This window comes from Cupriavidus oxalaticus, from assembly GCF_004768545.1.
Taxonomy (GTDB): domain Bacteria; phylum Pseudomonadota; class Gammaproteobacteria; order Burkholderiales; family Burkholderiaceae; genus Cupriavidus; species Cupriavidus oxalaticus_A.
The window spans coordinates 513,937-536,537 of sequence record NZ_CP038636.1 but is presented as its reverse complement, the minus strand read 5'-3'; the positions used below and the strand labels follow the sequence as shown (position 1 = coordinate 536,537).

Annotated in this window: 18 protein-coding genes; 3 read left to right on the top strand and 15 right to left on the bottom strand. The window is 66.9% G+C overall.

Annotated features, from left to right (window positions below; genetic code table 11):
- Positions 1-106: 106 nt before the first annotated feature.
- From E0W60_RS30580 to E0W60_RS30560, 5 genes are all read right to left on the bottom strand, one after another.
- A complete protein-coding gene (locus E0W60_RS30580; RefSeq protein ID WP_135706646.1) occupies positions 107-1,669 on the bottom strand; it encodes an acyl-CoA synthetase in 1,563 nt (520 codons plus the stop codon).
- Between the two features lie 81 nt (positions 1,670-1,750).
- Positions 1,751-2,902: a thiolase C-terminal domain-containing protein gene (locus tag E0W60_RS30575; RefSeq protein ID WP_135707102.1), complete on the bottom strand. Its 1,152-nt coding sequence runs from the start codon at positions 2,900-2,902 to the stop codon at positions 1,751-1,753.
- Positions 2,902-3,345 carry a Zn-ribbon domain-containing OB-fold protein gene (locus E0W60_RS30570; protein WP_135706645.1) on the bottom strand — a complete coding sequence of 148 codons (444 nt, stop codon included), beginning with the start codon at positions 3,343-3,345 and terminating at the stop codon, positions 2,902-2,904. The genes E0W60_RS30575 and E0W60_RS30570 overlap by 1 nt, the downstream gene beginning before the upstream one ends.
- A 106-nt stretch (positions 3,346-3,451) precedes the next feature.
- Positions 3,452-6,133: a LuxR C-terminal-related transcriptional regulator gene (locus E0W60_RS30565; protein ID WP_135706644.1), complete on the bottom strand. Its 2,682-nt coding sequence runs from the start codon at positions 6,131-6,133 to the stop codon at positions 3,452-3,454.
- 33 nt (positions 6,134-6,166) lie between these two features.
- Positions 6,167-6,949 (bottom strand): enoyl-CoA hydratase/isomerase family protein, encoded by a 783-nt coding sequence (locus E0W60_RS30560; RefSeq protein WP_135706643.1) that lies wholly within the window; start codon positions 6,947-6,949, stop codon positions 6,167-6,169.
- A gap of 407 nt (positions 6,950-7,356) precedes the next feature.
- Between E0W60_RS30560 and E0W60_RS30555 the strand changes: the two genes are divergently transcribed.
- Positions 7,357-8,778 (top strand): aldehyde dehydrogenase family protein, encoded by a 1,422-nt coding sequence (locus E0W60_RS30555; RefSeq protein WP_135706642.1) that lies wholly within the window; start codon positions 7,357-7,359, stop codon positions 8,776-8,778.
- Positions 8,779-8,877: 99 nt separating this feature from the next.
- Here the strand turns inward: E0W60_RS30555 and E0W60_RS30550 are convergent, their stop codons facing one another.
- The 4 genes from E0W60_RS30550 to E0W60_RS30535 are packed head-to-tail and all read right to left on the bottom strand — an operon-like array spanning position 8,878 to position 13,506.
- Positions 8,878-9,999 (bottom strand): CaiB/BaiF CoA transferase family protein, encoded by a 1,122-nt coding sequence (locus E0W60_RS30550; RefSeq protein ID WP_135706641.1) that lies wholly within the window; start codon positions 9,997-9,999, stop codon positions 8,878-8,880.
- Between the two features lie 53 nt (positions 10,000-10,052).
- A complete protein-coding gene (locus E0W60_RS30545; RefSeq protein WP_135706640.1) occupies positions 10,053-11,078 on the bottom strand; it encodes an acyl-CoA dehydrogenase family protein in 1,026 nt (341 codons plus the stop codon).
- Between the two features lie 10 nt (positions 11,079-11,088).
- Positions 11,089-12,249, bottom strand: coding sequence for an acyl-CoA dehydrogenase family protein (locus E0W60_RS30540; protein ID WP_135706639.1), 1,161 nt, complete (start codon positions 12,247-12,249; stop codon positions 11,089-11,091).
- 51 nt (positions 12,250-12,300) lie between these two features.
- Positions 12,301-13,506: a CaiB/BaiF CoA transferase family protein gene (locus E0W60_RS30535; RefSeq protein ID WP_135706638.1), complete on the bottom strand. Its 1,206-nt coding sequence runs from the start codon at positions 13,504-13,506 to the stop codon at positions 12,301-12,303.
- 238 nt (positions 13,507-13,744) lie between these two features.
- On the opposite strand from E0W60_RS30535, the gene E0W60_RS30530 reads away from it, so the two are divergent.
- Both E0W60_RS30530 and E0W60_RS30525 read left to right on the top strand, forming a co-directional pair.
- On the top strand, positions 13,745-15,316 hold the full coding sequence (locus E0W60_RS30530) for a long-chain-fatty-acid--CoA ligase (protein ID WP_135706637.1): 1,572 nt from the start codon (positions 13,745-13,747) through the stop codon (positions 15,314-15,316).
- Between the two features lie 43 nt (positions 15,317-15,359).
- The gene (locus E0W60_RS30525) at positions 15,360-16,358 is read left to right on the top strand and encodes a Bug family tripartite tricarboxylate transporter substrate binding protein (RefSeq protein ID WP_167884643.1); all 999 of its coding nucleotides are present in this window, start codon (positions 15,360-15,362) and stop codon (positions 16,356-16,358) included.
- A gap of 175 nt (positions 16,359-16,533) precedes the next feature.
- On the opposite strand, the gene E0W60_RS30520 is transcribed toward E0W60_RS30525, so the two are convergent.
- The 6 genes from E0W60_RS30520 to E0W60_RS30495 form a co-directional block, all read right to left on the bottom strand.
- On the bottom strand, positions 16,534-18,207 hold the full coding sequence (locus E0W60_RS30520) for a GMC family oxidoreductase (RefSeq protein WP_135706635.1): 1,674 nt from the start codon (positions 18,205-18,207) through the stop codon (positions 16,534-16,536).
- 103 nt (positions 18,208-18,310) lie between these two features.
- Complete coding sequence (locus tag E0W60_RS30515) at positions 18,311-19,144, bottom strand: SDR family NAD(P)-dependent oxidoreductase (RefSeq protein ID WP_135706634.1); 834 nt, start codon at positions 19,142-19,144, stop codon at positions 18,311-18,313.
- Positions 19,145-19,213: 69 nt separating this feature from the next.
- Complete coding sequence (locus E0W60_RS30510; RefSeq protein ID WP_135706633.1) at positions 19,214-19,633, bottom strand: MaoC family dehydratase; 420 nt, start codon at positions 19,631-19,633, stop codon at positions 19,214-19,216.
- 23 nt (positions 19,634-19,656) lie between these two features.
- Positions 19,657-20,100, bottom strand: coding sequence for a MaoC family dehydratase N-terminal domain-containing protein (locus E0W60_RS30505; protein WP_135706632.1), 444 nt, complete (start codon positions 20,098-20,100; stop codon positions 19,657-19,659).
- A gap of 46 nt (positions 20,101-20,146) precedes the next feature.
- Entirely contained in the window at positions 20,147-21,334 is a 1,188-nt protein-coding gene (locus E0W60_RS30500; RefSeq protein WP_135706631.1) for a lipid-transfer protein, read from the bottom strand.
- Between the two features lie 61 nt (positions 21,335-21,395).
- Positions 21,396-22,535: an acyl-CoA dehydrogenase family protein gene (locus tag E0W60_RS30495; RefSeq protein WP_135706630.1), complete on the bottom strand. Its 1,140-nt coding sequence runs from the start codon at positions 22,533-22,535 to the stop codon at positions 21,396-21,398.
- Positions 22,536-22,601: the final 66 nt, after the last annotated feature.

The window sequence follows — 22,601 nt, the reverse complement described above, 5'->3', positions numbered from 1 at the left end:
CCGAGCCCGGGCGAACTTCAAGGCGTCCTCCGCGCTCAGGCGGCAAGCTGCTGCAGCGTTGCTGCGGGTGGAATTGCCGTAACAATCAGAATATCCGGGATGCCGGTCAGGCTGACGGCTCCTTGCCAAATTTGTCGCGCAGCGCCTGCTTGTACAGCTTGCCCGTCGGCAGGCGGGGCATGGTGTCGATAAATGCCACGGACCTCGGGATCATGTATCTGGCGACCTTGCCGCGCAGATAGGCGACCAGTTCCTCCGCCAGCTCGGCGGTGGGCGCTATGCCAGGCGCGGGCTCGATAATCGCCTTGACCGATTCGCCCATCTCGGCGTCCGGCACGCCGATCACGCCGGCGTCCTGGACTTTCGGATGGGTGACCAGCGCGTCCTCGATCGCCTGCGGATAGATGTTCACGCCGCCCGAAATGATCATGAAGGTCTTGCGGTCCGTCAGGTACAGGTAACCGTCGCCGTCCACGTAGCCCATGTCGCCCACGGCCGTCCAGGTCGGATGGATGGGATGGCAGGCCGCACGGGTCTTCTCCGGGTCGTTGTGGTACTGGAACGGTACCCTGTCGCGCTCGAAGTAGATCAGGCCGCTCTCTCCGGTTGGCAGTTCGTTGCCGTCATCGTCGCAGATGTGGATGACGCCCAGCGTTGCGCGTCCGACAGAGCCGGGGTGCGACAGGTACTCGGCGCTGTCGATCTGGGTCATGCCGCAACCTTCGGTCGCGCCATAGTACTCGTGGATGATAGGGCCCCACCATTCGATCATGCCGAGCTTGACATCCCGCGGGCACGGCGCGGCGGCGTGGACGGCGAACCGCATGCTGGAGAGGTCATGCGCCCGGCGTTCGGGCTCGGTCAGCTTGAGCAGGCGCACGAACATTGTCGGCACCCACTGGCTGTGCGTGACGCGGTAGCGTTCGATCAGCGCCAGCGACTCAGCTGCATCGAATTTCTCCATGAAGACCGTGGTCCCGCCGATGGCCGCGGTCTGCAGCGCCCATGCCAGCGGCGCCGAGTGGTACAGCGGCGCGGTGGACAGGTAGATCATGCCATCAAAGAAGCCGTAAGCCCCGTACAGCTTGCGGCGGAAGGGATCGACATAGTCGCGCACGTCATGCGAGTGCTGGGCGCGGATGATGCCCTTGGGCCGGCCGGTGGTGCCGGAGCTGTACAGCATCAGCGCGCCGAGCGCTTCATGCTTGAGCGGCGCCGTGGGGCAGGGCGCGACGGCATCCTCATAGGCGGACCATCCCTCGATCACCCCATCCACCATCAGGCGCACCGGGCAATCCGGCATGCGGTCGTTCAGTCCGGCGGCGAGGTCGCGCATCGCCCATGAACTGATGACTGCCTTGGAGGTGCTGTCGGCAATGATGTAGGCGGCTTCGTCAGGGGTGAGGAAGCGGTTGACCGGCGTCAGCAGCAGCCCTGCACGTTGCGCTGCCCAGCCGATCTCGAAGCAGCGCATATTGTTTTCCAGCACCATCGCGATATGGTCGCCGGGGCGCAGGCCGAGCTCGTGCAGGTAGTGCGCCAGCTGGTTGGAGCGCTCCTCGAGTTCGGCGTAGGTCATTGAAGCCCCGGTGGTGCCGTTGATGACGGCGAGGCGCTCGGGATGGGCGCGCGCGTGGTCGCCGAGGTAAGACCAGTTGAGTTGTTCCATGGCAGATGTCTCCGTGGCCGAGCACGGGCGGCGGTTGCGCCGCCTGTACGCGGAGCGGGGGCCGAAGGCGCCCCGTTATTCTTATTGCAGTTCGTTGGACAGCACCAGCGCCGAAGCCGACGTGAAGTAACCGCCGACCCCCTGCACGAAGCTCGTGCGGACTTTGTCGACCTGCCGGAACGCTTCGCCGCGCAACTGGCGCACGGCCTCCAGGATGGCGAACATGCCGTACATGCCGGTGTGCGTGTAGAGGATGCCGCCGCCGTTGGTGTTCATCGGCAGCTTCCCGCCCGGCCGGGTATGCCCGGCCTGGATGAACTGCCCGGCTTCGCCGCGCGCCACGAAGCCCAGGTCGGCTAGCCCGTACAGCGGCAGGTGGGCGAAGGCGTCATAGATCATCAGGTGGTCGATGTCGGCATGGGCCAGCCCGGATTCGGCAAAAGCCTGCTGGCTCGACAGGCGGAATGCCTTCGAGCTGGTCATGTCGTCCATCATCGAAACCAGCGGGCTGTCGGCCGCTTCGCCGGAACCCAGCAGGTAGACCGGCTTGCCCGCTGTCTTCAGGTCGCGGGCTCGGTCGGCCGAGGTGACCACCAGCGCGCCGCCGCCATCGGTGACCACGCAGCACTCCAGTTTGGTGAACGGGTAGGCGATCATCGGTGCGGCCATCACCTCCTGGGCGGTCAGGCGCTTGTTGCGGCTGGCGCGAGGATTGCCTTCGGCCCAATGGCTTTGCGCGGCCACGACCTCGGCCAGTTGTTCGTGCGTGGTGCCGGTTTCCTTCATGTACCGCATCACCGGCAGCGTGAAGGTATTGGGCGGGGCGCCGGCGCCGTAGGGGGCTTCGAACTGGCCGGTGATGGAGAAGGGCGGCGTGGCGCGCGGCGGCCAGCCCACGCGCGAGCGACCCGATTGCCCATGCAGAACCAGCACAGTCGAGCACAGGCCGGCGCGGATGGCAGCAGCGGCGTGGCGCACATGGAGCATGAAGGAACAGCCGCCGACCGAGGTGCCGTCGTACCACGTGGGCGTGATGCCAAGGTAGTGGGCGACGTCGATCGGACTGTCGACAGCGCTGGTGATGCCGTCGACGTCGGCCAAGGTCAGGCCGCATTCGGCCAGGGCCTTGTGCGCGGCGTCGGCGCGCAGGTCCATCTCGGACAAGTGCGGCAGTGCGCCCAAATCAGTTTCTGCGGCGCCGACGATGGCGATTGTCTCGGAAAGTTTGCGCATCATGCAGCCCCCATCGGCTTGAACACCGGCAACATCGTCTCGCCACGCGGCTCGAACGCGACCTCCAGCGGCATATCCAGCGCCAGGTGCGCGGGGTCGGCGGGGACGCCAACCAGGCTCGACATCATGCGCGGCCCCTCTTCCAGTTCGACCACGGCAATGACGTAGGGCGTCTCGCCGGCCCAGCCGGGCATCGCCAGGTGGCTGATCACATAGGAGTACAGGCGTGCGCGGCCGCTGGCGCGTACCCACGACAGCGCATCGGCGCCGCACGACGGGCAGCGCAGCCGCGGATAAAGCACGTGCTTGCCGCAGCAGTCACACAGTTGGACGCGCAGCTCTCCGGCCTGCGCGCCTTCCCAGAAGGGCCGTGTCGCGGGCAGCGGCGCGGGGACCGGTTTGGCGGGGCCTGGCTGGGGCGGACTGATGGTGGGCGGACTCATGGTGGCAGGTCTCCTTTTACTGTAGCGGGATGACGCAGTATCGGGTGGCGTCCCGCGCCGCCCCCCTCCCCGCAAGAGGGGGGCGCGCCTGGCAAGGAACCGGCAATCAGTCGGTGCTGGGCGCCTGCATCTGCTGTGCCGCGAGCACGGCTTCATACCGGCTCGATACGCCGAGCTTGCAGAAGACGTTTTTCAGGTTCCACTTGATCGTATCCAGGCTCAGCCCAAGCGCCTGCGCAATGCGCTTGTTCGGCATGCCTTGGCTGACCAGTGCCAGCACCTGCCGCTCTCGCGGCGTCAGTCCCGGCAATTCCGGGAAGACGTCAGGGCTTGCGCCGGACGGCGCAGTGCAGCGCGCCACGGCCGGGGACGCGGCCGCAATGCGGACGCGGTAGCTTTCCAGCGCCGCGTCGTCGCCGCATTGCAGGCGCGACGCCAGGCTGCGCCAAGCTTCGCCTTCATCGCACAACGAGCGCACCAAGCCCATGCGCCGGGCGGCGGACAGGACGTCGCGCGCTGCGGCCAGTGCCTCGGCATGGCAGCCAAGAGCGTCAAGGGCGACCGCCCGCGCGAGGCCGGCCATCTGCAGCCACGGCCCCCTGCCGTACTGCCTGGCCAGGCGCCGCGCGGCATCCGCGCAGCGCAAGCCTTCGTCGGGACGCTGCAGGGCCGTGGCAAAGCGGGCGCCTGCCAGCGCGCACAGGTAGCTGATCTCGTCCTGGCTGGGCCCGGTGGCACCGCTGTCGGCGGCAAGTGCCTGTAGCGCGTGCATGCGGCCCTCGCAGCGGCGCAGGTCACCGGCCATCAGCAGCAGGCGCACTTGTTCGGCAAGCATGGCGGCTGTGCCGCGTGCCAGCCCGGCGCGGCGGCACGCCGCTTCGACATGCGCGAGGCCGTCCAGCGCGCGTTCGGGTTCGCCGTGCAGGTGCAGGAGCCGCGCGCGCGTCTGCGCAACGCTGACCATGGCAGTCGGCAGGCCAATGCACAGCAAGTCGCTGCTTTCCTGGAACAGGGCATGCGCCGTGTCGGGGTAATCACGCTCATAGAACAGCTCGACCAGTAGCGCACGTGCCTGGCACGCCGCGAGCGAGCGGGCGCGTTGCGCGGCGGGCATGCGGGACAGCGTTTCGGACGCCATGCGCTGGGCCTCGCGCAGGTGCCCTTCGTAATACTGCGCATAGGCGGCAGTCACCGTGGCAATGCCGGCCAGCTCGTCGTCGCTGGCCACTGCATCCTGAGTGGCGGCGCCATGGAAATGCCGGCTAGCCTCGTCGAAGCGGCCCTGCCGGGACAGGCATGAGACCGTCATGGCGGCATGGAGCAGGCGCAGCCGGGGCGGCCACGTCGTGGGCACCTCGGCGGGAAGCGCGGCCAGGCAGCCCGGCACATCGTCGCGCAGCAACGCGACCGCCGCGCGCAGCGCGCCGGTGAGCTGGTCCCAGCCGGGACGTGGGGGCGCGGCGGCGATTACATCGAGGCACCGTTGCGCCTGGTCGGGCAACTGGGCTAGTACGCATGCAAAGGCGCCACGCATCAGGATATCGGGGTGGGCGGCCAACTGGTCGTGCGGCAGGTCCGCAAGCCAGCGACGCAGCTTGCGGACCACCGAGAGGTTGGCGCGATCCGGCGGCAAACGCCGAAGCACACCGACCGCATCCGCCAGGGCGCCGGTGCGGGTGGCGTGCTGCAAGGCTTCGAGCGCGCAGCCTTCCTGTTCAAACCATTGCGCCGCGGCGCCATGCAACGCGGGGATGTCCGCGCCGGCGGCTTCCAGCCGGCGCCGCAGGAAGGCTGCGAACAACGGGTGCAGGCGCAGCCATTGCCGGCCATTGTCCGCTGCTTCGGGCAGCAGGTACAAGTTCTTCGCGAAGGCCAGGCGCAGCAGCGCAGCGGCATCGCCGTTGCCGGTCAGATGTGCCGCGAGCCCATCGTCAAAATGCGGCGGCAGCGAGAGCGGCTCCAGCAACGCCACCAGCTCGGCTGGCGCCGCGGCAATCACTTCCTCGGCAAAGTACGCGTCCAGCTCGCGGCAGGCTTGCAAGGCCGTTGCGGGCGGGAGTCCGGCGGCTATCACCGCTTTCGCTGCGGTGGCCAGGCATTGCAGGCCCGCCGGCCAGCCTTCGGTGCTTGCCTGTGCGCCGCGCGCCAAGGCCAGGGCGGCTTCGGTTCCCAGTTGTTGCTCCAGGAAGGCCGTGGTCTCGGCCGCGTCGAATGCCAGCGCATGGGCATCGATCTCCGTACATTCGCCGATGGCATGCAGCCTGCCCAGGCGCAGGGTCGGGCGCGTGCGCGACGCCAGCGCCACGACGAGGTTGGCCGGCGCCTCGTCAAGCAAGGCCTGCACCAGGCCATGCACCGGCGCGCTGCCGGCACGGTGGAAATCGTCGACCATGACATGCACCATGCCATCGTGGCTGGCGATGGCATTGACCAGCACCGGCACTAGTGCCTCGGGCACGCAGTCGGGCTCATCGTCAAGCAGTTGCCGGATATCGGCGGCGACCGGAAGGTCCGCCGCTTTTAACGCGGCCGCAAGCGCGGCGCAGAACCGGGCCGGTGTATCGGCGCCGCGCGTGGCGGACAGCCACACCACGGTACCGCCTGCGCCAAGCAGGACCTGCCGCCACTGCGCCATGGCGATGGTCTTGCCATAGCCGGCCGCGGCGCTGAACATTACCAGCCGGCAGCGCTGCAGTCCGGCCAGCCGGGCCAGCAGGTCGTCGCGCGCAATGGCCTCGGCGCGCACGCGCGGGGGCGCAAAGCGGGTGACGGGTAGCGGAGCATTCATTCCGGTGGGATCCGGCAACGGCGATCCGGCTGGCTAGCGGCCGCGAAAGAGCGGAACGCGGCGCTCGGCCATGGCCGCCTTGCCTTCGCTGAAGTCCTCCAGCATGAACTGCCAATGCTGTTCGACGAATTCGCGCTCGGTGGCGGTCTCTGCGGCCTCGGCCAAGCCGCGGCGAAGCGTCGCGCGCACCGACATGACCGACTGCGGCGCCGACGCTGCAATCTCCGCGGCGAGTTGCCAGGCCGCGCTGCGTACTTCCGCCTGCGGCACCAGCATATCGGCAAGACCCAGGCGCACGGCTTCGGTGCCGCTGATGCGTCGTCCAGTGTAGAACAGCAGCGCCGCTTGCTGGGTGCCCACCAGGCGCGGCAAGGTTGCGGTCAGCGCGAAGCCGGGGTGGGTACCTAGGCGGGCAAAGTTGGCGCTGAAGCGCGCTTCATCGCAGGTCACGCGGAAGTCGGCGGCCAGCGCGAGCCCCAGCCCGCCGCCCACCGCGGCACCGTGCACGGCTGCCACCACGGGCTTGCGGGTGCGGAACATGCGCAGCCCCTTCTTGTACAGCAGACCGGCGCTAACCGGCTGGCCGTTGTTATGTTCCGCCGCGGAGAAATCAGCGCCCGCACAGAACACCTTGCCTTCGGCGGCAAGCACGACAGCGCGGCAGCTATCGTCCTGGTCGAGCGCTTCCAGCACATCGGCCAGGCCGCTGATCAATGCCTCGTTGAAGTGGTTGTGCGGAGGCCGCGCGAACTCGACCGTCGCGACATATTGGTCCAGGGCGACGCGGATGTCGCCGGTTGTGGGGTAGGTAGACATAGAGAAGGAAGTCAGTGCATGAGGGGAACCGGATATGAGGCTACCGGCGGACATCAGTGGTCCTGAGCGCTGGCAAGCCTGACCAGGCGCTGTGCATGGAGTACGGCTTGCCGAGGTTCGCCCGTGCCTGTTCCGCGCCGATGGCGCAAAGCCCCAACGCACAGGCGAGTGATTCAACATGTGATGTTGTCTCCGGTTTTCCGAGTCTGTCAGCCCCGGTTTGCCGCATGATGGGCTGCTTCTGCATGGGGCTCCCCCCCCTGCAGCGGGTGGGGGCCGATATTCGCGATCGCGGGCAGTCTGCGCAGGCGTGCAGGTGGACTCACCCCTGCTCGCCGGCGATCCACCGGTCGGCATCAAGTGCTCCCGGCCGGCCAGCACAACAACCATGGAGACAAGGACCTGTCATGCACAACCAAGGTCAGTTCTATATCGGCGGCCAGTGGGTAGCGCCCGCGCCCGGGGCTACGTCCGCCGATATCGTCAACCCGGCAACCGAGTCGGTCATCGGCAGCGTGGCGCTGGGCACGGAGGCGGACGTAAGCCGCGCCGTGTCCGCCGCGCGTGCGGCGTTCCCGGCGTGGTCCGCCACCAGCCGCGAGGAGAGAATCGCGGTGCTCACGCGCGTGATGGAGGGTTACAAGGCGAGGCTTGACGAACTTGCCATGGCCATCCACCAGGAGATCGGCGCGCCGCTGTGGCTGTGCAAGGCGCGACAGGCGCCGCTGGGCCTGGCCATGCTCGGCTCGGCGGTGGCGGCGCTGCAGCAGATGGAATTCGAACGCAGGCTGGGCAATACCGACGTGGTGAGCGAACCGATTGGCGTCGCGGCGCTGGTCACGCCCTGGAACTGGCCGGCAGTTACCGTTGCCCTCAAGACGGGCTATGCCCTTGCGGCAGGCTGCACGGTGGTGCTCAAGCCGTCCGAGCTGGCGGCGCTGGATGCGCATATTTTTGCACAGATCCTGCATGAGGCGGGCGTGCCGTCCGGCGTCTTCAACATGGTCTATGGCACCGGGCCGGTGGTGGGTGCGGCGCTGGCGCGCCACCCGGATGTCGACGTGATCTCGCTGACCGGCTCGACCCGCGCCGGCGTGGACGTGGCCGCCGCCGCGGCGCCGTCGGTCAAGCGCGTGCTGCTGGAGCTGGGCGGAAAGTCGCCCTTCGTTATCCTTGACGATGCGGACCTCGCGGCCGCTGTCAAGGACGGCGTGCTGAACTGCATGATGAATTCCGGGCAAACCTGCGTCGCGCCGACGCGCATGCTGGTGCCACGGCACCGGCATGACGAGGCGGCGCAGATTGCGGCAGCAGTGGCGCATGCGCTGACTGTCGGCGATCCTGCCAGTGACGACAGCAAGCTGGGGAGTGTCGCCAGCGGCGCCCAATTCGACAAGGTGCAGCGCATGATCGGCATTGGCATCGAAGAAGGCGCACGGCTGGTGGCGGGCGGCACCGGCCGACCGGATGGACTGGACAAGGGCTTCTTCGTGCGACCGACGGTGTTCGCCGACGTCGGCAATGATGCCACCATTGCGCGGGAGGAGATCTTCGGCCCGGTGCTGGCGATCATGCCGTATGACACGGAGGAAGAGGCCGTGGCCATCGCCAACGACACGGAGTACGGACTTGCCGCCTATGTCTGGTCAGGCGATGCGGCGCATGCGCGGCGCGTGGCGCAACGGCTGCGCGCCGGCACGGTGCGCATTAACGGCGCGAGCGCGGACCTGGGGGCGCCGTTCGGTGGCTACAAGCGCTCGGGCAATGGGCGCGAGTGTGGTGTTTATGGGTTGGCTGAATATATGGAGCACAAGGCTATCGCCTGCTGAGGTTGCCAAAACCAAAACTGCGATTGTTGGCTCCCTCTCCCAGAAGTGGGAGAGGGAGAAAGCGTGTGGTATGGAGAACCAGTCAGCAGCGTGAACTGCTCAGGGCAAGCTCTTCAGCGCCTCCGCCGGGAGCCAACCGGCCAATACGCGCGCCAACCCCTTCGTCACCGGTTCCTGCGGCCCGGTCGGCGTGGCCGAACGCGTGCGGCTGAAGCGTGGCGCCGGGGCCGGCTGGACAATGCCGTCGACTTCGACAAAGGTGCCACGCGCCTTCATGTGCGCATGCTCGGGCGCCTCGGTAAAGGTCAGCACCGGCGCGAAGCAAACATCGGTGCCTTCCAGCAACGCGCACCATGCATCGCGCGTCTTTGAGCGGAACACCCGTTCCAGCACCTCGCGCGACTGCGACCAGCTGGCGGTGTCATATTGGGCGCCAAGCGTTGCGGGATCGATCTCCAGACGCTTCAGCAACTGCGCATAGAAGCGCGCTTCGATCGGCCCGACAGAGATCCAGCCGCCGTCGGCACACTCATAGCAGTTGTACCAGGGCGCGCCGGTGTCGAGCACGTTCGTGCCCCGTTCCAGCTTCCACTGTCCGCCTTGCACCAGCGCGTAGAAGCTCGTTGCCAGATGCGCGGTGCTGTCCGAAATTGCCGCATCCACGACCTGGCCCTGGCCCGAGCCGCGTGCCTCCAGGATGGCGGCGACCACGCCCAGCGCCATGTAAGCGCCGCCGCTCATGTCGCCCAGCAGCGCGAGCGGAATCGCCGGAGGCTGGCCGTTGCCACCGATCGCATGCAATGCGCCGCTGAGCGAGATGTAGTTGACGTCATGCCCGGCCGCGTGTGCCAAGGGCCCGGTCTGGCCCCACCCGGTGATGCGGCCATAGACCAGCTTCGGATTGCGCGCCAGGCAAGCGTCGGGGCCAAGACCGAGGCGTTCCGTCACGCCGGGGCGGAAGCCTTCGAGCAGGGCATCGGCACCTGCCACAAGATCCAGCACCAGGCGGACCGAAGCCGGATCCTTCAGGTCCAACGCTATCGCCTTGCGGTTGCGGGCGAGCAGGTTGTACTTGAGCGGCTTCTTGACGCCGAGGTCAGCCGGCTCGACACGGTCGATGCGCAATACTTCCGCACCCATGTCGGCCAGCAGCATGGCCGCCATGGGGCCGGGGCCGATGCCGGCTAGTTCAACGATCTTGACACCTGAGAGAGGTCCCATGGTAAGTCCTGGTCTGTAGTGAGAGATGAAAAGAAGGCAGCGCAGCCAGCGGTTTATGCCGCGGCCGCCAGTGCGTCGGCGCCGGGCGCCAGCCGCAACCGCACGAAATCGAGCATGGACAGGCCGTGCTCGGCCAGCAGCGCCTGTCCGAGCACGGCCGCGCAACGCCCGGCCGTGCCCGGCGCCATGCGCCATTCATGCAGCCGGCGCGTGAAGCAGCCGAGGATGTGTTCCTCGGTGATGCCGATGGCGCCGTGCACGGCATGGGCGAGGGCAGTGACTTTCTCTGCGGCTTCGCAGGCACGCAGCTTGGCCGCGGCGGCGAGCAGCGGAGCGGGTCGATACGTGGCGCTGGCGCAGCCGATGCGCGCGCCAATGTCGGCGGAGGCTGCCTGCTCGGCCAGTACGCTCAGGTCTTGCTGCACCGCCTGGAACTTGCCGATGGGGCGGCCGAACTGGACACGGTCATTGGCATACAGCGCGGACAGTTCGCTGACGCGCGCCATGGCGCCGGCCATGCCGGCGGCATGCAGTGCATTGCAAAGCGTTTCGGCATCGGCATCGCCCACGGCAAAGCTGGCTTCAGCTTCCGCCGCGTTCTCCCAGAGCAGCGTGGCCGATGCCTGCGGCCGGTAGAAGCCGGGCGTAGTCCTGGCGGCGGCGGTGGGCAGCAGCAGCCAGTTGCCATCCAGCGACGCAAGCACATGCGAGCACAGCGCAGCGCCGGGCGTGTCACGGCAGACCAGCCCCTCGCCCTTGACTGTCGCGACTGCAATGGCGATGCAACCCGGACCGGCGGCATGCCCAGCCTCGGCCAGCAGCGCACGCGCCATGGCGGTCTCGGCGAACGGCAGGCCCAGGCCGGCATGCCCCGCGGCAAAAGCTAGCGGGTAGAAGCTGGCCAAGGGCAACCCGAAGCCGCCGTGGGCCTCGCTTGCCAGCGCGTCGGTGTAGCCCAGCGCGTCGATCTCTGCCCACAGTTGCGCGGCGCCTTCGCCCGCTTCGGTGCGGCGCAGCCGCTCGTCCGTGCAGACGTCCTGCAGCGCGCGCTGGAAGCCATCAAGAATGGAATCGGTCATGGTGTGTCGTTCAGCGAAGTCCGATGCCGCGCGCGATGATGCTGCGCATGATGTGGCGGGTGCCACCGCGGATGGAGTAGGTAGGCGAGATCAGGCTCACGTAGGCCAGCGTGCGCAGCAGTGCGTCCGACGCTTCGTGCCCGGGTGTCAGCTCAAGTGCCTGTGCGATCCAGTCCTGCACCGCCTGCTCGAACTCAGTGCCCAGGTCCTTGACCAGCGAGGCCTCCTGTTCCGGGTTCTCCCCGGCTTCCAGGCAGGCAGCGACCGCAATCGACATGGCGCGCAGCACCGCCATGCGGCCCGCCATGCGCCCGGCGATTGCCTGCACGGCGAGCGGGACCTCGCCAAGCTGGCGCAGTTCGGCCAGCCACGTCTCGACCAGCACCAGGCTCGAATAGATGCGCTCCGGGCCGCTGCGCTCGAAGGCCAGCTCGGAAGTGACCTGCCGCCAGCCCGAACCTTCCTCGCCGAGCAAAGCGTCCGCGGGCACGTCCACGTCTTCGAACAGCACTTCGCAGAAATGGCTGTCGCCGGCGATATCGGGAATGGGCCGCACCGATACGCCCGGCAGCGACATGTCGATCAGCAATTGCGACAAGCCCTTGTGGCGGTCGTCGGGCGTGCCGGAGGTCCGCACCAGCGCGCAGGTGTAATGCGCGCGATGGGCATTGCTCGTCCAGATCTTGCGCCCGTTGATGCGCCAGCCGGTCTCGGTGCGCACGGCGCGCGTGCGTACGCTGGCAAGGTCGGAACCCGTGTCGGGCTCGCTCAGGCCTATGGCGATAATCATTTCTCCGGCGATGATGCGCGGCAGGAAGAACTCGCGCTGCGCGGGCGTGCCGTAATGCAGGATCAGCGGCGCGGTCTGGCGGTCGGCGACCCAGTGGCCGGCCACCGGCGCGCCGGCGGCCAGCATTTCCTCGATCATGACAAAGCGGGCAAAGGCACTGCGCCCGGCGCCGCCATGCTCGCGCGGCATGGTCAGGCCGATCAGCCCCTGCGCGCCAAGCGCGCGGCTGAATTCGGCACTGAACCCGAGCCAGGAGCGTGCGCGCAGGTCCGGCGCAGTGCCGACAAGCTCGGCTTGCACAAAGTCCCGGACCGGCTGGCGCAGCGCCTCGTCTGCCGGCGGTATCGCCGACAGGGAGAGGGAGGAGAGGTTTGAAGTCAAGTGGGCTCCAAAGATTGAATACGGGAAGGGCTTGAAGCAGAAGTAGGCACTTCAGTCATCCAGCCGCGTGACGCCCTGCGCGCACAAGGCTTCGATCTGGCTGTTGCTGTAGCCGGCCTCGCGGAGGACTTCGGCGCTGTGCTGGCCCAGGCGCGGCGCGTGGCGCGCAATGCCGGGCTGGGTCGCCGACCAACTCGAAGGCACGGCCATCGATCGCATCCGCCCTTCGCTGGGATGCTCCACGGTGTCAAGGAAGCCGACCGCGCGCAGGTGCGGGTCGTCCATCAGCGATTCGATGGTATGCAGCGGCATCACCGGGATATCGGCGGCTTCGAGCAACGCCTGCCATTGCGCCGTGGTACGGGTGGCGATGACCTCGGCCAGCATGCGATACAGGTCGCGGATGTTCTCGGTGCGCGACGCGATCGAATTGAAGCGCGGATCGCTCTCCATTACTTCCGGTTGCCCGATCAGTTCGAAAAAGGTGCGCCACTGCTTGTCGTTGTAGACCATGACGCACAGGTAGCCATCGAGCGTGCGGTAGGGCCGGCGGTACTCGTTGAGCAGGCGCGCGTAGCCGGCCGGTCCTTGCGGCGGGTCGAAGGTATGCCCGTACATGTGGTCACCCAGCACGAACTGCGCCATGGTCTCGAACATCGGAATCTCGATGGACTGGCCTTCGCCGGTGCGCTCGCGGTGGAACAGCGCCGCCGCAACCGCGCCCACGGCGCTGATACCGACGATGCGGTCAGCCATGGCGCTGGGCGCATAGCGCGGCACATCCGAGCCGGCCAGCGTGGCAAGCGTCGGAATCCCCACGGCACCCTGGATCAGGTCGTCGTAGGCGGGACGCGCGGCGTAGGGACCGCGCTGTCCATAGCCGTACACGCCCACATACAGGATGGCGGGATTGACCGCGCGCACGGTCTCGTAATCCAGCCCGAGCCGCGCCATGGCCTGCGGCCGCACGTTGTAGATCAGCACGTCGACATCGGCGGCCAGCCGCAGCAAGGCGTCGCGTCCCGCGGGCTGCTTCAGGTCCAGCACCACGCTGCGCTTGTTGCGGTTCGCGTGCAGGAAGACGCCAGCCATGCCCGCGTGCCGGGACGGGCCAATGTTGCGGACGTTGTCGCCCGTGGGCGGTTCGACCTTGATCACGTCGGCGCCATAGTCGCCAAGGATCTGGGTCGCATACGGGCCCATCAGGACCGAGGTGAGATCCAGGACGCGCACGCCGTGCAGTGGACCCCCGCTCATTCTGGGCACCTGGTGCTGTCGGGGAAGGGTAGGGGGAATGCCTGTTGCATGCTTGTCTCCTGCTGTCGTCGATATCGCGCAACCAGTATCGGGCGATCGCCGCGTATCACCCCCCCCTGCCATGGGGTGGGGGTCCTACCCCGCAGCGCCTGCACCATTGCTGCCAGCATGCCGGCCGGTGCAGCCATGCCTAGCAGGGTTGTCGCCGGCTCGGCCGATATTCCCGGGAGGAGATGACATGTATTTCACGCAGGGGCTGCACCGTGCAGTACGGCAACAACCTGACACCGTCGCGGTGTGCTGTGGCGATGAGCGGCTGACCTTTGCGCAGTTCGCGCAACGGGTGGCATCGCTGGCGGGGGCGCTGCGCCGCCTTGGCATTCATGGCGGCGAGCGGGTGGCGATGCTGTCACTCAATTCCGTGCGCTACCTGGAGTACGACATGGCGGTGCCATGGGCAGGCGGCGTGCTCAATCCCGTCAATATCCGCTGGAGCCCCGCGGAAATGCTGTACGCGCTGGACGATTCGGGCACCCACGTGCTTATTGTCGACGACAATTTCAAGGATGTCGCGTCGCGCCTGGCCAAAGAGGGCCGCACCGTGCGCCACGTCATCTATGCGGGCGCTGGCAAGGCACCAGCCGGGATGCTGGACTATGAGGCGCTGATTGCCGCCAACGAGCCGGTCGAGGACGCCTGGCGCCATGGCGAGGACCTCGCCGGGATTTTCTACACGGGCGGCACCACGGGCTATCCCAAGGGCGTGATGCTGAGCCACTACAACCTCGGGATCTCGGGCATGGCCTCGCTGGTCACTGGCCGCTGCGCGCCCGGCACGGTTTACCTGCACGCCATGCCGATGTTCCACCTGGGCAGCTTCTCGTCGGTCAACGCGCTGTTCATGAACGGCGGCGTCCATGTGGTGCTGCCCTCGTTCACCCCGCAAGGCGTTCTGGAGGCCATCTCCCGCTATGGCGTCAACGAACTGATGCTAGCGCCGACCATGATCCAGCTGCTGCTGGACTGGATGGATGCCAACGCTTCGCTGTCCGGCACTCTCGACCTGTCTTCGCTGCGCATGATCGGGTACGGCGCTTCACCGATTTCCCAGGCGTTGCTGCGGCGAGCGCAGGCCACCTTCCGCAACGCGAAGTTCGTGCAGGGATATGGCATGACCGAACTCTCTCCCGCCGGCACCTTCCTTGGCGACGAGTACCACACCGACGCGGCCTTCGCCAGCGGCAAGATGCGCGCGGCAGGCAAGCCCTATGTGTGCGTTGAGATCAAGATCGTCGACGATGACGGCCAGGAACTGCCGCGCGGCGAAGTGGGCGAGATCGTGGCCCGCGGCGGCAATGTCATGCGGGGCTACTGGAACAAGCCCGAAGCCACCGCCGAAGCGATCCGCAACGGCTGGCTGCATACCGGCGACAGCGGCTACATGGACGAGGAAGGGCTGGTCTACGTGGTCGACCGCCTCAAGGACATGATTGTCACCGGCGCCGAGAACGTCTATTCCGCCGAGGTCGAGAACGCACTGGCCAGCCACCCCGCCGTGGCGGCCTGCGCGGTTATCGGTATACCCAACCAGAAGTGGGGCGAGTCCGTGCACGCCGTGGTGGTGCTCAGGGCCGGCGCCAGCGTGGCCGAGGCGGCGCTGATGGCCCATTGCCGGGAGCGCATCGCCGGCTATAAATGCCCGCGCAGCTTCGAGTTCCGCGATACGCTGCCGCTGTCGAGCGTGGGCAAGGTGCTTAAGACAGAGCTGCGCAAGCCCTACTGGGATGGCCAGGGCCGTAACGTCGCCTGAGCGCGGCGGCCGCGAAAGCCCACCGCAAACCGCAAGAGGAGAGATGATGGAACTTCCGTTCGAACCCGGTCGGCGCATGCTGCTGCTTGGCGCAGCAGGATGCGCGCTCGGCGCGGCGCTGCCCTCAGCTGGCATCGGCGCTGAGCCGGCCTATCCCGCCAGGCCGGTGCGCCTGGTGGTGCCGTTTAGCTCTGGCAGTGGCACCGACGTACTGGCGCGGGTCTATGCCAGGATTGTCGGCGAACTTGCCGGCCAGCCCTTCGTGGTGGAAAACCGCGGCGGCGCCAATGGCGTTATTGGCGCGAAGGCGGTGCTGGGCGCGCCCTGTGACGGCTATACCGTGTTGTTCGCGTCGGCAACCGTGCTTGCCACCAATGCCGCGCTGTACCGGCAGCCGCCGTACGACCCGCTGGCCGATTTCACTCCGGTCACGGTGCTGGACGGCGGCTACTGCGTGGTAGCCGTTCCCGCCAGTTCGTCCTGGAAAAGCATGGCGGCGCTGGCCGCCGAGGCAAAGCGGCGGCCAGGTGCGCTGAATCACGGTGCCGGCACGCCTACGTATGCCATGTGGAGCGCCTGGCTTAACGAGATTCTGGGCATCGACACCGCCAATATCGTGTACAAGGGCTCCGGCGATGCACTTAATGCCGTCGTGTCGGGGCAGGTCGACTATGCCATCCTGAGCGGGGGCGTCGCCGACGCGATGATCCGCGCCGGCCGGTTGCGCGCACTGATGGTCACGGACAACAAGCGCTCGCCCATGTTTCCCGGCGTGCCGGCGGCGCCCGAGGCGGGCGCAAGCGGCTTTCGCGCCTTCGCCTGGACCGGCGTGGCGGTGCGCTCCGGAACGCCAGAGGACATCGTGCGCACACTGACGACGCTGTTCATGCGAGCGGCCGAACATCCGGATGTCCGAAGCAGCCTGGCAAAGCTTGGCTATGTGCCGATGGTGACGGGCCCCGCTGGCATGCGCAAGTTCCAGCAGGAAGAGATCGAACGCTCCAGGCGCCTTGTGGCCGCAGCGGGCATCGCCGTCGAGTAGCAGTCGCCCTTGGAGGCGCGAGAAGCAAGCCGGCGCGATGCAAGCGCCGGCCCCTTCTGTTCCCGCCGTTACCGGACAGTGCTGTCCGGTACCCGCTTCATCTTCGTTGTATCCAGCCGGACCAGCCCGAAGGTGCCGCCATGTTGTCCGGTTGGGAGGGGGCTGGCGGGCGGCATCAGCGGGATGTCGCGCGAATCAGGTCGGCTGCCTTCTCGCCGATCATGATGGCAGGCGCGTTGGTGTTGCCCGAAACCAGGGAGGGCATGATCGAGGCATCGGCGACGCGCAGACCTTCGACGCCAATGACGCGCAACGCTGGATCGACAACGGCCATGTCGTCGATCCCCATCTTGCAGGTGCCCGCCGCATGGAATCCCGTCTCCGTGTACTGGCGGATGAAATTTCGGATCGCAACCTCGTTGGCATCGTCGGTGCCGAAGGCGGCCATGTATGGCGCATCCTGTCCGCCTGCCTGGCACAGCGCAGGTTGCGCCATCACGCGCCGAACAAAGCGCACGCCAGCCACCAGGCTATCCACGTCTTCCTCAGCGGTCAGCATGCCGAGGTCAATCCAGGGCATCTCGCGCGTATCCGTGCTGCGCAGCCGCAAATGGCCGCGGCTGCGTGGCCTCAGGGCGCAAACATGAATGGCGTAGCCGTGAGTAGCCTTGCCGCCAGAAGCCTTGTGGGCAACCGGCAGCCCCGGCGTGAAATGCAACTGCAGGTCCGGAGAGGGCAGACCGGGGCGGCTCTTCAGGAATGCGCCTGCCTCGCCCACGTTCGAGGCGATCATGCCGGTACGGTCGCGCCGGTATCGCACCACCTCCCGGAGCAGGCGCAACCCGCCGCGCAGGCTCCTGCCGAACAGGTCGGTGGAGTCGACTTGCCGGCATAGGGTGACGTCGGGGTGATCCTGCAAATTCTCGCCCACGCCGGGCAGGTGATGGATGACATCGATGCCAAGTTCGGACAAATGAGCGGCAGGCCCGACGCCCGAGGCCAGCAGGATCTGCGGGGAATTGAAAGTACCGCCGCACAGCACGATTTCGCGTCGCGCGCGCAGGGTAAGTTCCTCTCCCGCGCGCACCATGCGCACGGCGCTCGCGCGCTTGCCGTTGAACAGCACGCGCAGGACCTGCGTGTCCGTCAGCACGGCAAGGTTCTGCCTGCCGCCGTTCATGGCGCGGTCAGCGGCTTTGCCACCATGCAGGTAGGCGCGTGCCGAATTCCATCGTTCGCCGCCGTGCTGCGTGACCTGGTAGAAGCCTGCGCCTTCCTGGCTGGCGCCGTTGAAGTCATCATTACGCGACAGCCCGGCCTGAATGGCAGCTTCGACAAACAGCCGCGAAAAGCGGTTTGGGGACCGCAGGTCGCCAATGTGCAGCGGCCCGCTGGTGCCGTGATATCCGTCATTAAGTCTTGCATTGCACTCGCTGCGCACGAAGTAGCGCAGGACATCGTCGTAACCCCAGCCTGTGCAGCCTGCACTGGCCCAAGCGTCATAGTCGTTGCGATGGCCCCGGATGTACACCATGCCATTGATCGACGAACTTCCGCCAAGGCCCCGGCCGCGCGGCTGATACGAGCGGCGACCGTTCATGCCGGCTTGTGGCTCGCTGTAATAGGCGTAGTTGCGCGCACCTGCCTTGGGCACGATCGCGGCAATGCCCAGTGGCGCCCATACCGTGAAGTGGTGATCGTGCGGCCCGGCCTCGAGCAGCGCCACCGTGACGGCGGGGTCCTCGGCTAGCCTGGCGGCGACTGCGCAACCCGCAGAACCAGCGCCGACCACGATGTAGTCATATTCGCCTGCAATACGCCCGCTATCTCGAAGGGTCTTATCTTGCATTCACTGTCTCCTATGGCGATGGCAAGTTACACCTGCCTCTGAAGCAGAAAAGCCTTGCCAGGCCCAGGGCATGGCAAGGCTTGTTGGCATTGTTCGAATGCGCTCAGAAGTTGCCGCCGGGACCGCCGGCTACGTACACCACCTGACCCGAGATCCAGTTCGATTCCGGCGTGCACAGCAGGTACACGGCATTGGCCGCTTCATCAGGGCGCCCGGCGCGGCCCAGCGGGATACTGCGCGCGGCGCCGTCGAGCATGGCCTGCTGCACGCCCACCTTGATGTCGCGGCCTTCGATGCTGACCGTCTTCGACTGGTCGCCGGCCAGCGCCTGCGTCAGGCGTGTTTCGATCAGGCCGAAGGCGATGGCGTTGACGTTGACCTTGAAGCGGCCCCATTCCTTCGCCAGCGTCTTGGTCATGCCGAGGATGCCTGCCTTGGCCGCTGAGTAGTTCGACTGGCCCGGGTTGCCGCCGGCGGCGCCCGACGAGATATTGACGATCTTGCGGAACACTTCCTTGCCTTCGGCGGCTTCTGCCTTGGCGGCAGCGGCGATGACCGGCTGGGCCGCGCGCAGGATGCGGAACGGTGCGGTCAGGTGGCAGTCCATGATCGCGTACCACTGCTCGTCGGTCATCTTCTGGATCACGTTGTCCCAGGTGTAGCCGGCGTTGTTAACGACGATGTCGATGCCCTTGAAGTTGTCGACGGCGGTCTTGACGAAGCGCTCGGCGAAGTCGGGCGCGGTCACGCTGCCGATGCAGGCCACGGCCTCGCCGCCTTGCGAGCGGATCAGTTCAACGACTTCCTGGGCCGGATCGGCGTCCAGGTCGTTCACCACCACGCGGGCGCCTTCGGACGCCAGCTTGAGGGCCAGTTCACGGCCGATGCCACGGCCGGAGCCGGTAACCAGTGCGGATTTGCCTGCGAGTTTGGTCATTTGTCACTTCCTTTGGGTCTGAATGGATGACGGAATTCGGGGGTTGCGGCGCCGGGCGAGCCGGCGCGCTCAGTCCAGTGCGACGACGGCCTCACCAACCAGCTTGTCGTCACCGTACTGGGTGGTGCACTTCAGCGTGATGCGCACACGCTTCTCGCCCTCGGCGTCGAATTTCTCGACGATGGTGCCGGTACAGGTCGGCTGGTTGCCCAGGTGCGTAATGCCGGTAAAGCGCATCGACAGGTCGCGGATCTGCGTCTGCGGTACCCAGCCGCTGACCAGCCGGCCGAGATAGGCGGCCGACAACATGCCGTGGGCAAAGACATCGGGCATGCGAGCCTTGCGTGCGAAATCGATGTCGATATGGTTCGGGTTGTGGTCGCCGGAGGCGCCGGCATAGAGCGCCAGCGTGGTGCGGTTGACGGGCGGCAGCGCCAGCGCGGGCAGCTGGTCGCCAACCTTCAGGTCGTCGAAACGTGGAGCTTGCATGGTTCGGTTCTCCCTGGGCGCGCTCAGCCGCGGCGCTCGACCAGCGTGTTCCGCAGGTCGGCGACGTGCTCGCCCTTCTGGTTGGTCACGCGGGTTTCCTGCACGAAGAAGTGCAGGGCGCCGCCCTTCTTGTCGTACACGTCGGTCAGCTTGGTCTCGAACGACAGCGTGTCGCCCGCAAAAGCCATGCGGTGATAGCGGAACGACTGCTCGGCGTGCAGGATGCGGGCCAGCTGTACCTTGAGCTGGCCCAGCATGTTGAAGCTGCGGCTCACGTCGCTGTTCAGGCAGAACAGGAACGTGGGCGGAACGGGCAGCGACGGGTAGCCCGCGTCGCGGGCTGCGGCCTCGTCGGTGTACACCGGATTGGTCTCGCCGATGGCCTTGGCGAAGAACGCCAGCCGGCCTTTCTCGACTTCGGCGGTGCCATGCGTGGTCACCATGCCGATCATGCTTTGGTCTGCCATGAATGCATCTCCTGGTTATCGTTGTCCGCGCGCCGGCGCGGACGTCTTACATCGCCTGGTACACCGTGACCACGCATGCGCCGCCGAGGCCAAGGTTGTGCTGCAGCGCGATGCGCGCGCCTTCGACCTGGCGCGCCTGCGCGGTACCGCGCAACTGCTGAGTCAGTTCGAAGCACTGGGCCAGCCCGGTGGCGCCCAGCGGATGGCCCTTTGACAGCAGGCCGCCCGACGGATTGGTCACGTATTTGCCGCCGTAGGTGTTGTCGCCATCGTTGACGAACTTCTCGGCTTCGCCTTCGCCGCACAGGCCCAGCGATTCGTAGGTGAGCAGTTCGTTGTGGGCGAAGCAGTCATGCAGCTCCACCACGTCGACGTCCTCCGGGCCGATGCCGGCCTGTTCGTAGGCCAGGCGAGCCGCATTGCGCGCCATGTCGAAGCCGACCACGCGGGTCATGTCCTTTGCGTCGTAGGTGCTGGGCAGGTCCGTGGTGAGCGCCTGGCCCGCGATGCGCACGTCGGTGCGCAGGCCATGGCTGCGGGCGAATTTCTCGGAAACCAGGATCGCCGCGGCCGCGCCGCAGGTCGGTGGGCACGCCATCAGCCGCGTCATCACCCCCGGCCAGATCATCTTGTCGGCCATGACGTCTTCAGTGCTCACGACCTTGCGGAACACGGCCAGCGGGTTATTGGCGGCATGGCGGCTGGCCTTCGCGCGGATGCTGGCGAACGTCTCCAGGCGGGTCCCGTACTTGCGCATGTGGGTCAGGCCGGCGCCGCCGAACAGGCGCAGCGCGCCGGGCACGTCGTCGAGCGGACCGAGCAATTCCGCCCCGGCATTCTGGTGGTGCTCAGTGGCAGACGGGCGGTCGGTCCAGGCCGACGCCAAGGCACCCGGCTTCATCTGCTCGAAGCCGAAGGCCAGCACGCAGTCGACGGCGCCGGTGGCGACCACCTGGCGCGCCAGGAACAGCGCAGACGAGCCCGAGGCGCAGTTGTTGTTGACATTGACCACGGGGATGCCGGTCATGCCGACGCGGTACAGGCCCTTCTGGCCGCAAGTGGAGTCGCCGTACACATAGCCGGCAAAGGCTTGCTGCACGTCGCGGAAGTCGAGGCCGGCGTCGGCCAGCGCGAGCGTGATGGCCTCGGCCGACATGACGTCGTAGTTGGCGTTTTCCCCGGGCTTGGTGAAGGGAATCATCCCTACGCCGGCGACATACACATTCTGGGTCATGGTCTCTCTCTTCTCTCTTTGGGTCGTGATTGGGGAAGCGCGGTGCGTGCCGCCGCTTGCGTTACAGGCTGCGCGCAATGATTTCGCGCATCACCTCGCTGGCGCCGCCGGCCACGCGGGCGATGCGCATGTCCGTGAAAGCACGGGCGATCGGGTACTCGAGCATGTAGCCGTAGCCGCCATGCAGCTGCACCATGTCGTCCAGGCACTTCCACATGGTCTCGGTGGTGTAGAGCTTGGCGATGGCCGCTTCCTGCACCGTGAGCCGGCGGCGCAGGTGTTCGCCGATGTAGTAATCGACCATGGTGCGCATCGCGACCACCTGTGCCTGCACGTCCGCCAGCTTGAACTTGGTGTTCTGGAAGTCCCAGACGGTCTGGCCGAACGCGCGGCGCTCTTTCACGTATTGGATCGTTTGCTCGAGCAGGCGCTCGGTCTTGGCGGCGCAGTAGGCGGCGATCAGCAGGCGTTCCTGCGCCAGCTCCTGCATCAGGTAAGAGAAGCCCTTGTTCTCTTCGCCCAGCAGGTTGGTGACCGGCACGCGCACGTTGTCGAAGAACAGCTCGGCTGTATCCGCGGCAGGCTGGCCCACCTTTTCCAGCTTGCGCCCCCGGCGGAAGCCTTCGCGCGAGGCCTCGACCATGATCAGGCTGACGCCGCGCGCACCGGCCGTCGGGTCGGTCTTGCAGGCGACGATCACCATGTCGGCGTTCAGGCCGTTGCTGATGAAGGTCTTGCTGCCGTTGATGATGTAGTCATTGCCGTCGCGCACGGCGGTGGTGCGGATCGCCTTCAGGTCGCTGCCGCCGCCGGGCTCGGTCATGGCAATGGCCAGGATCGCCTCGCCGGCGCACACGGCGGGCAACCATGCCTGCTTCTGGGCTTCGGTGCCGAGCCGGACGATATAAGGGGCGATGATGTCCGAGTGCAGGGAGAAGCCGGGCCCGGATACGCCTGCCTTGAATAGCTCTTCGAGGATCACGGCCGAGTGTCCGAAGTCGCCGCCGCCGCCGCCGTACTCGCTGGGAACGGTGACGCACAGCAGGCCCTCGCGGCCGGCCTTGCGCCAGGTGTCGCGGTCGACGCGTCCGGCCCGGTTCCATGCCTCCTGGTGCGGCATGCACTCGCGCTCGAAGAAGCGCCTGGCGGTCTCGCGCAACATTTCGTGGTCTTCGCGAAAGACGGTTCGTATGACTTGCATGGGTTCCTCTGCTCGTATCTGGGGGAGCGCCGCAAGGGACGGCGACGGGTCAGAGAAATGATGGAA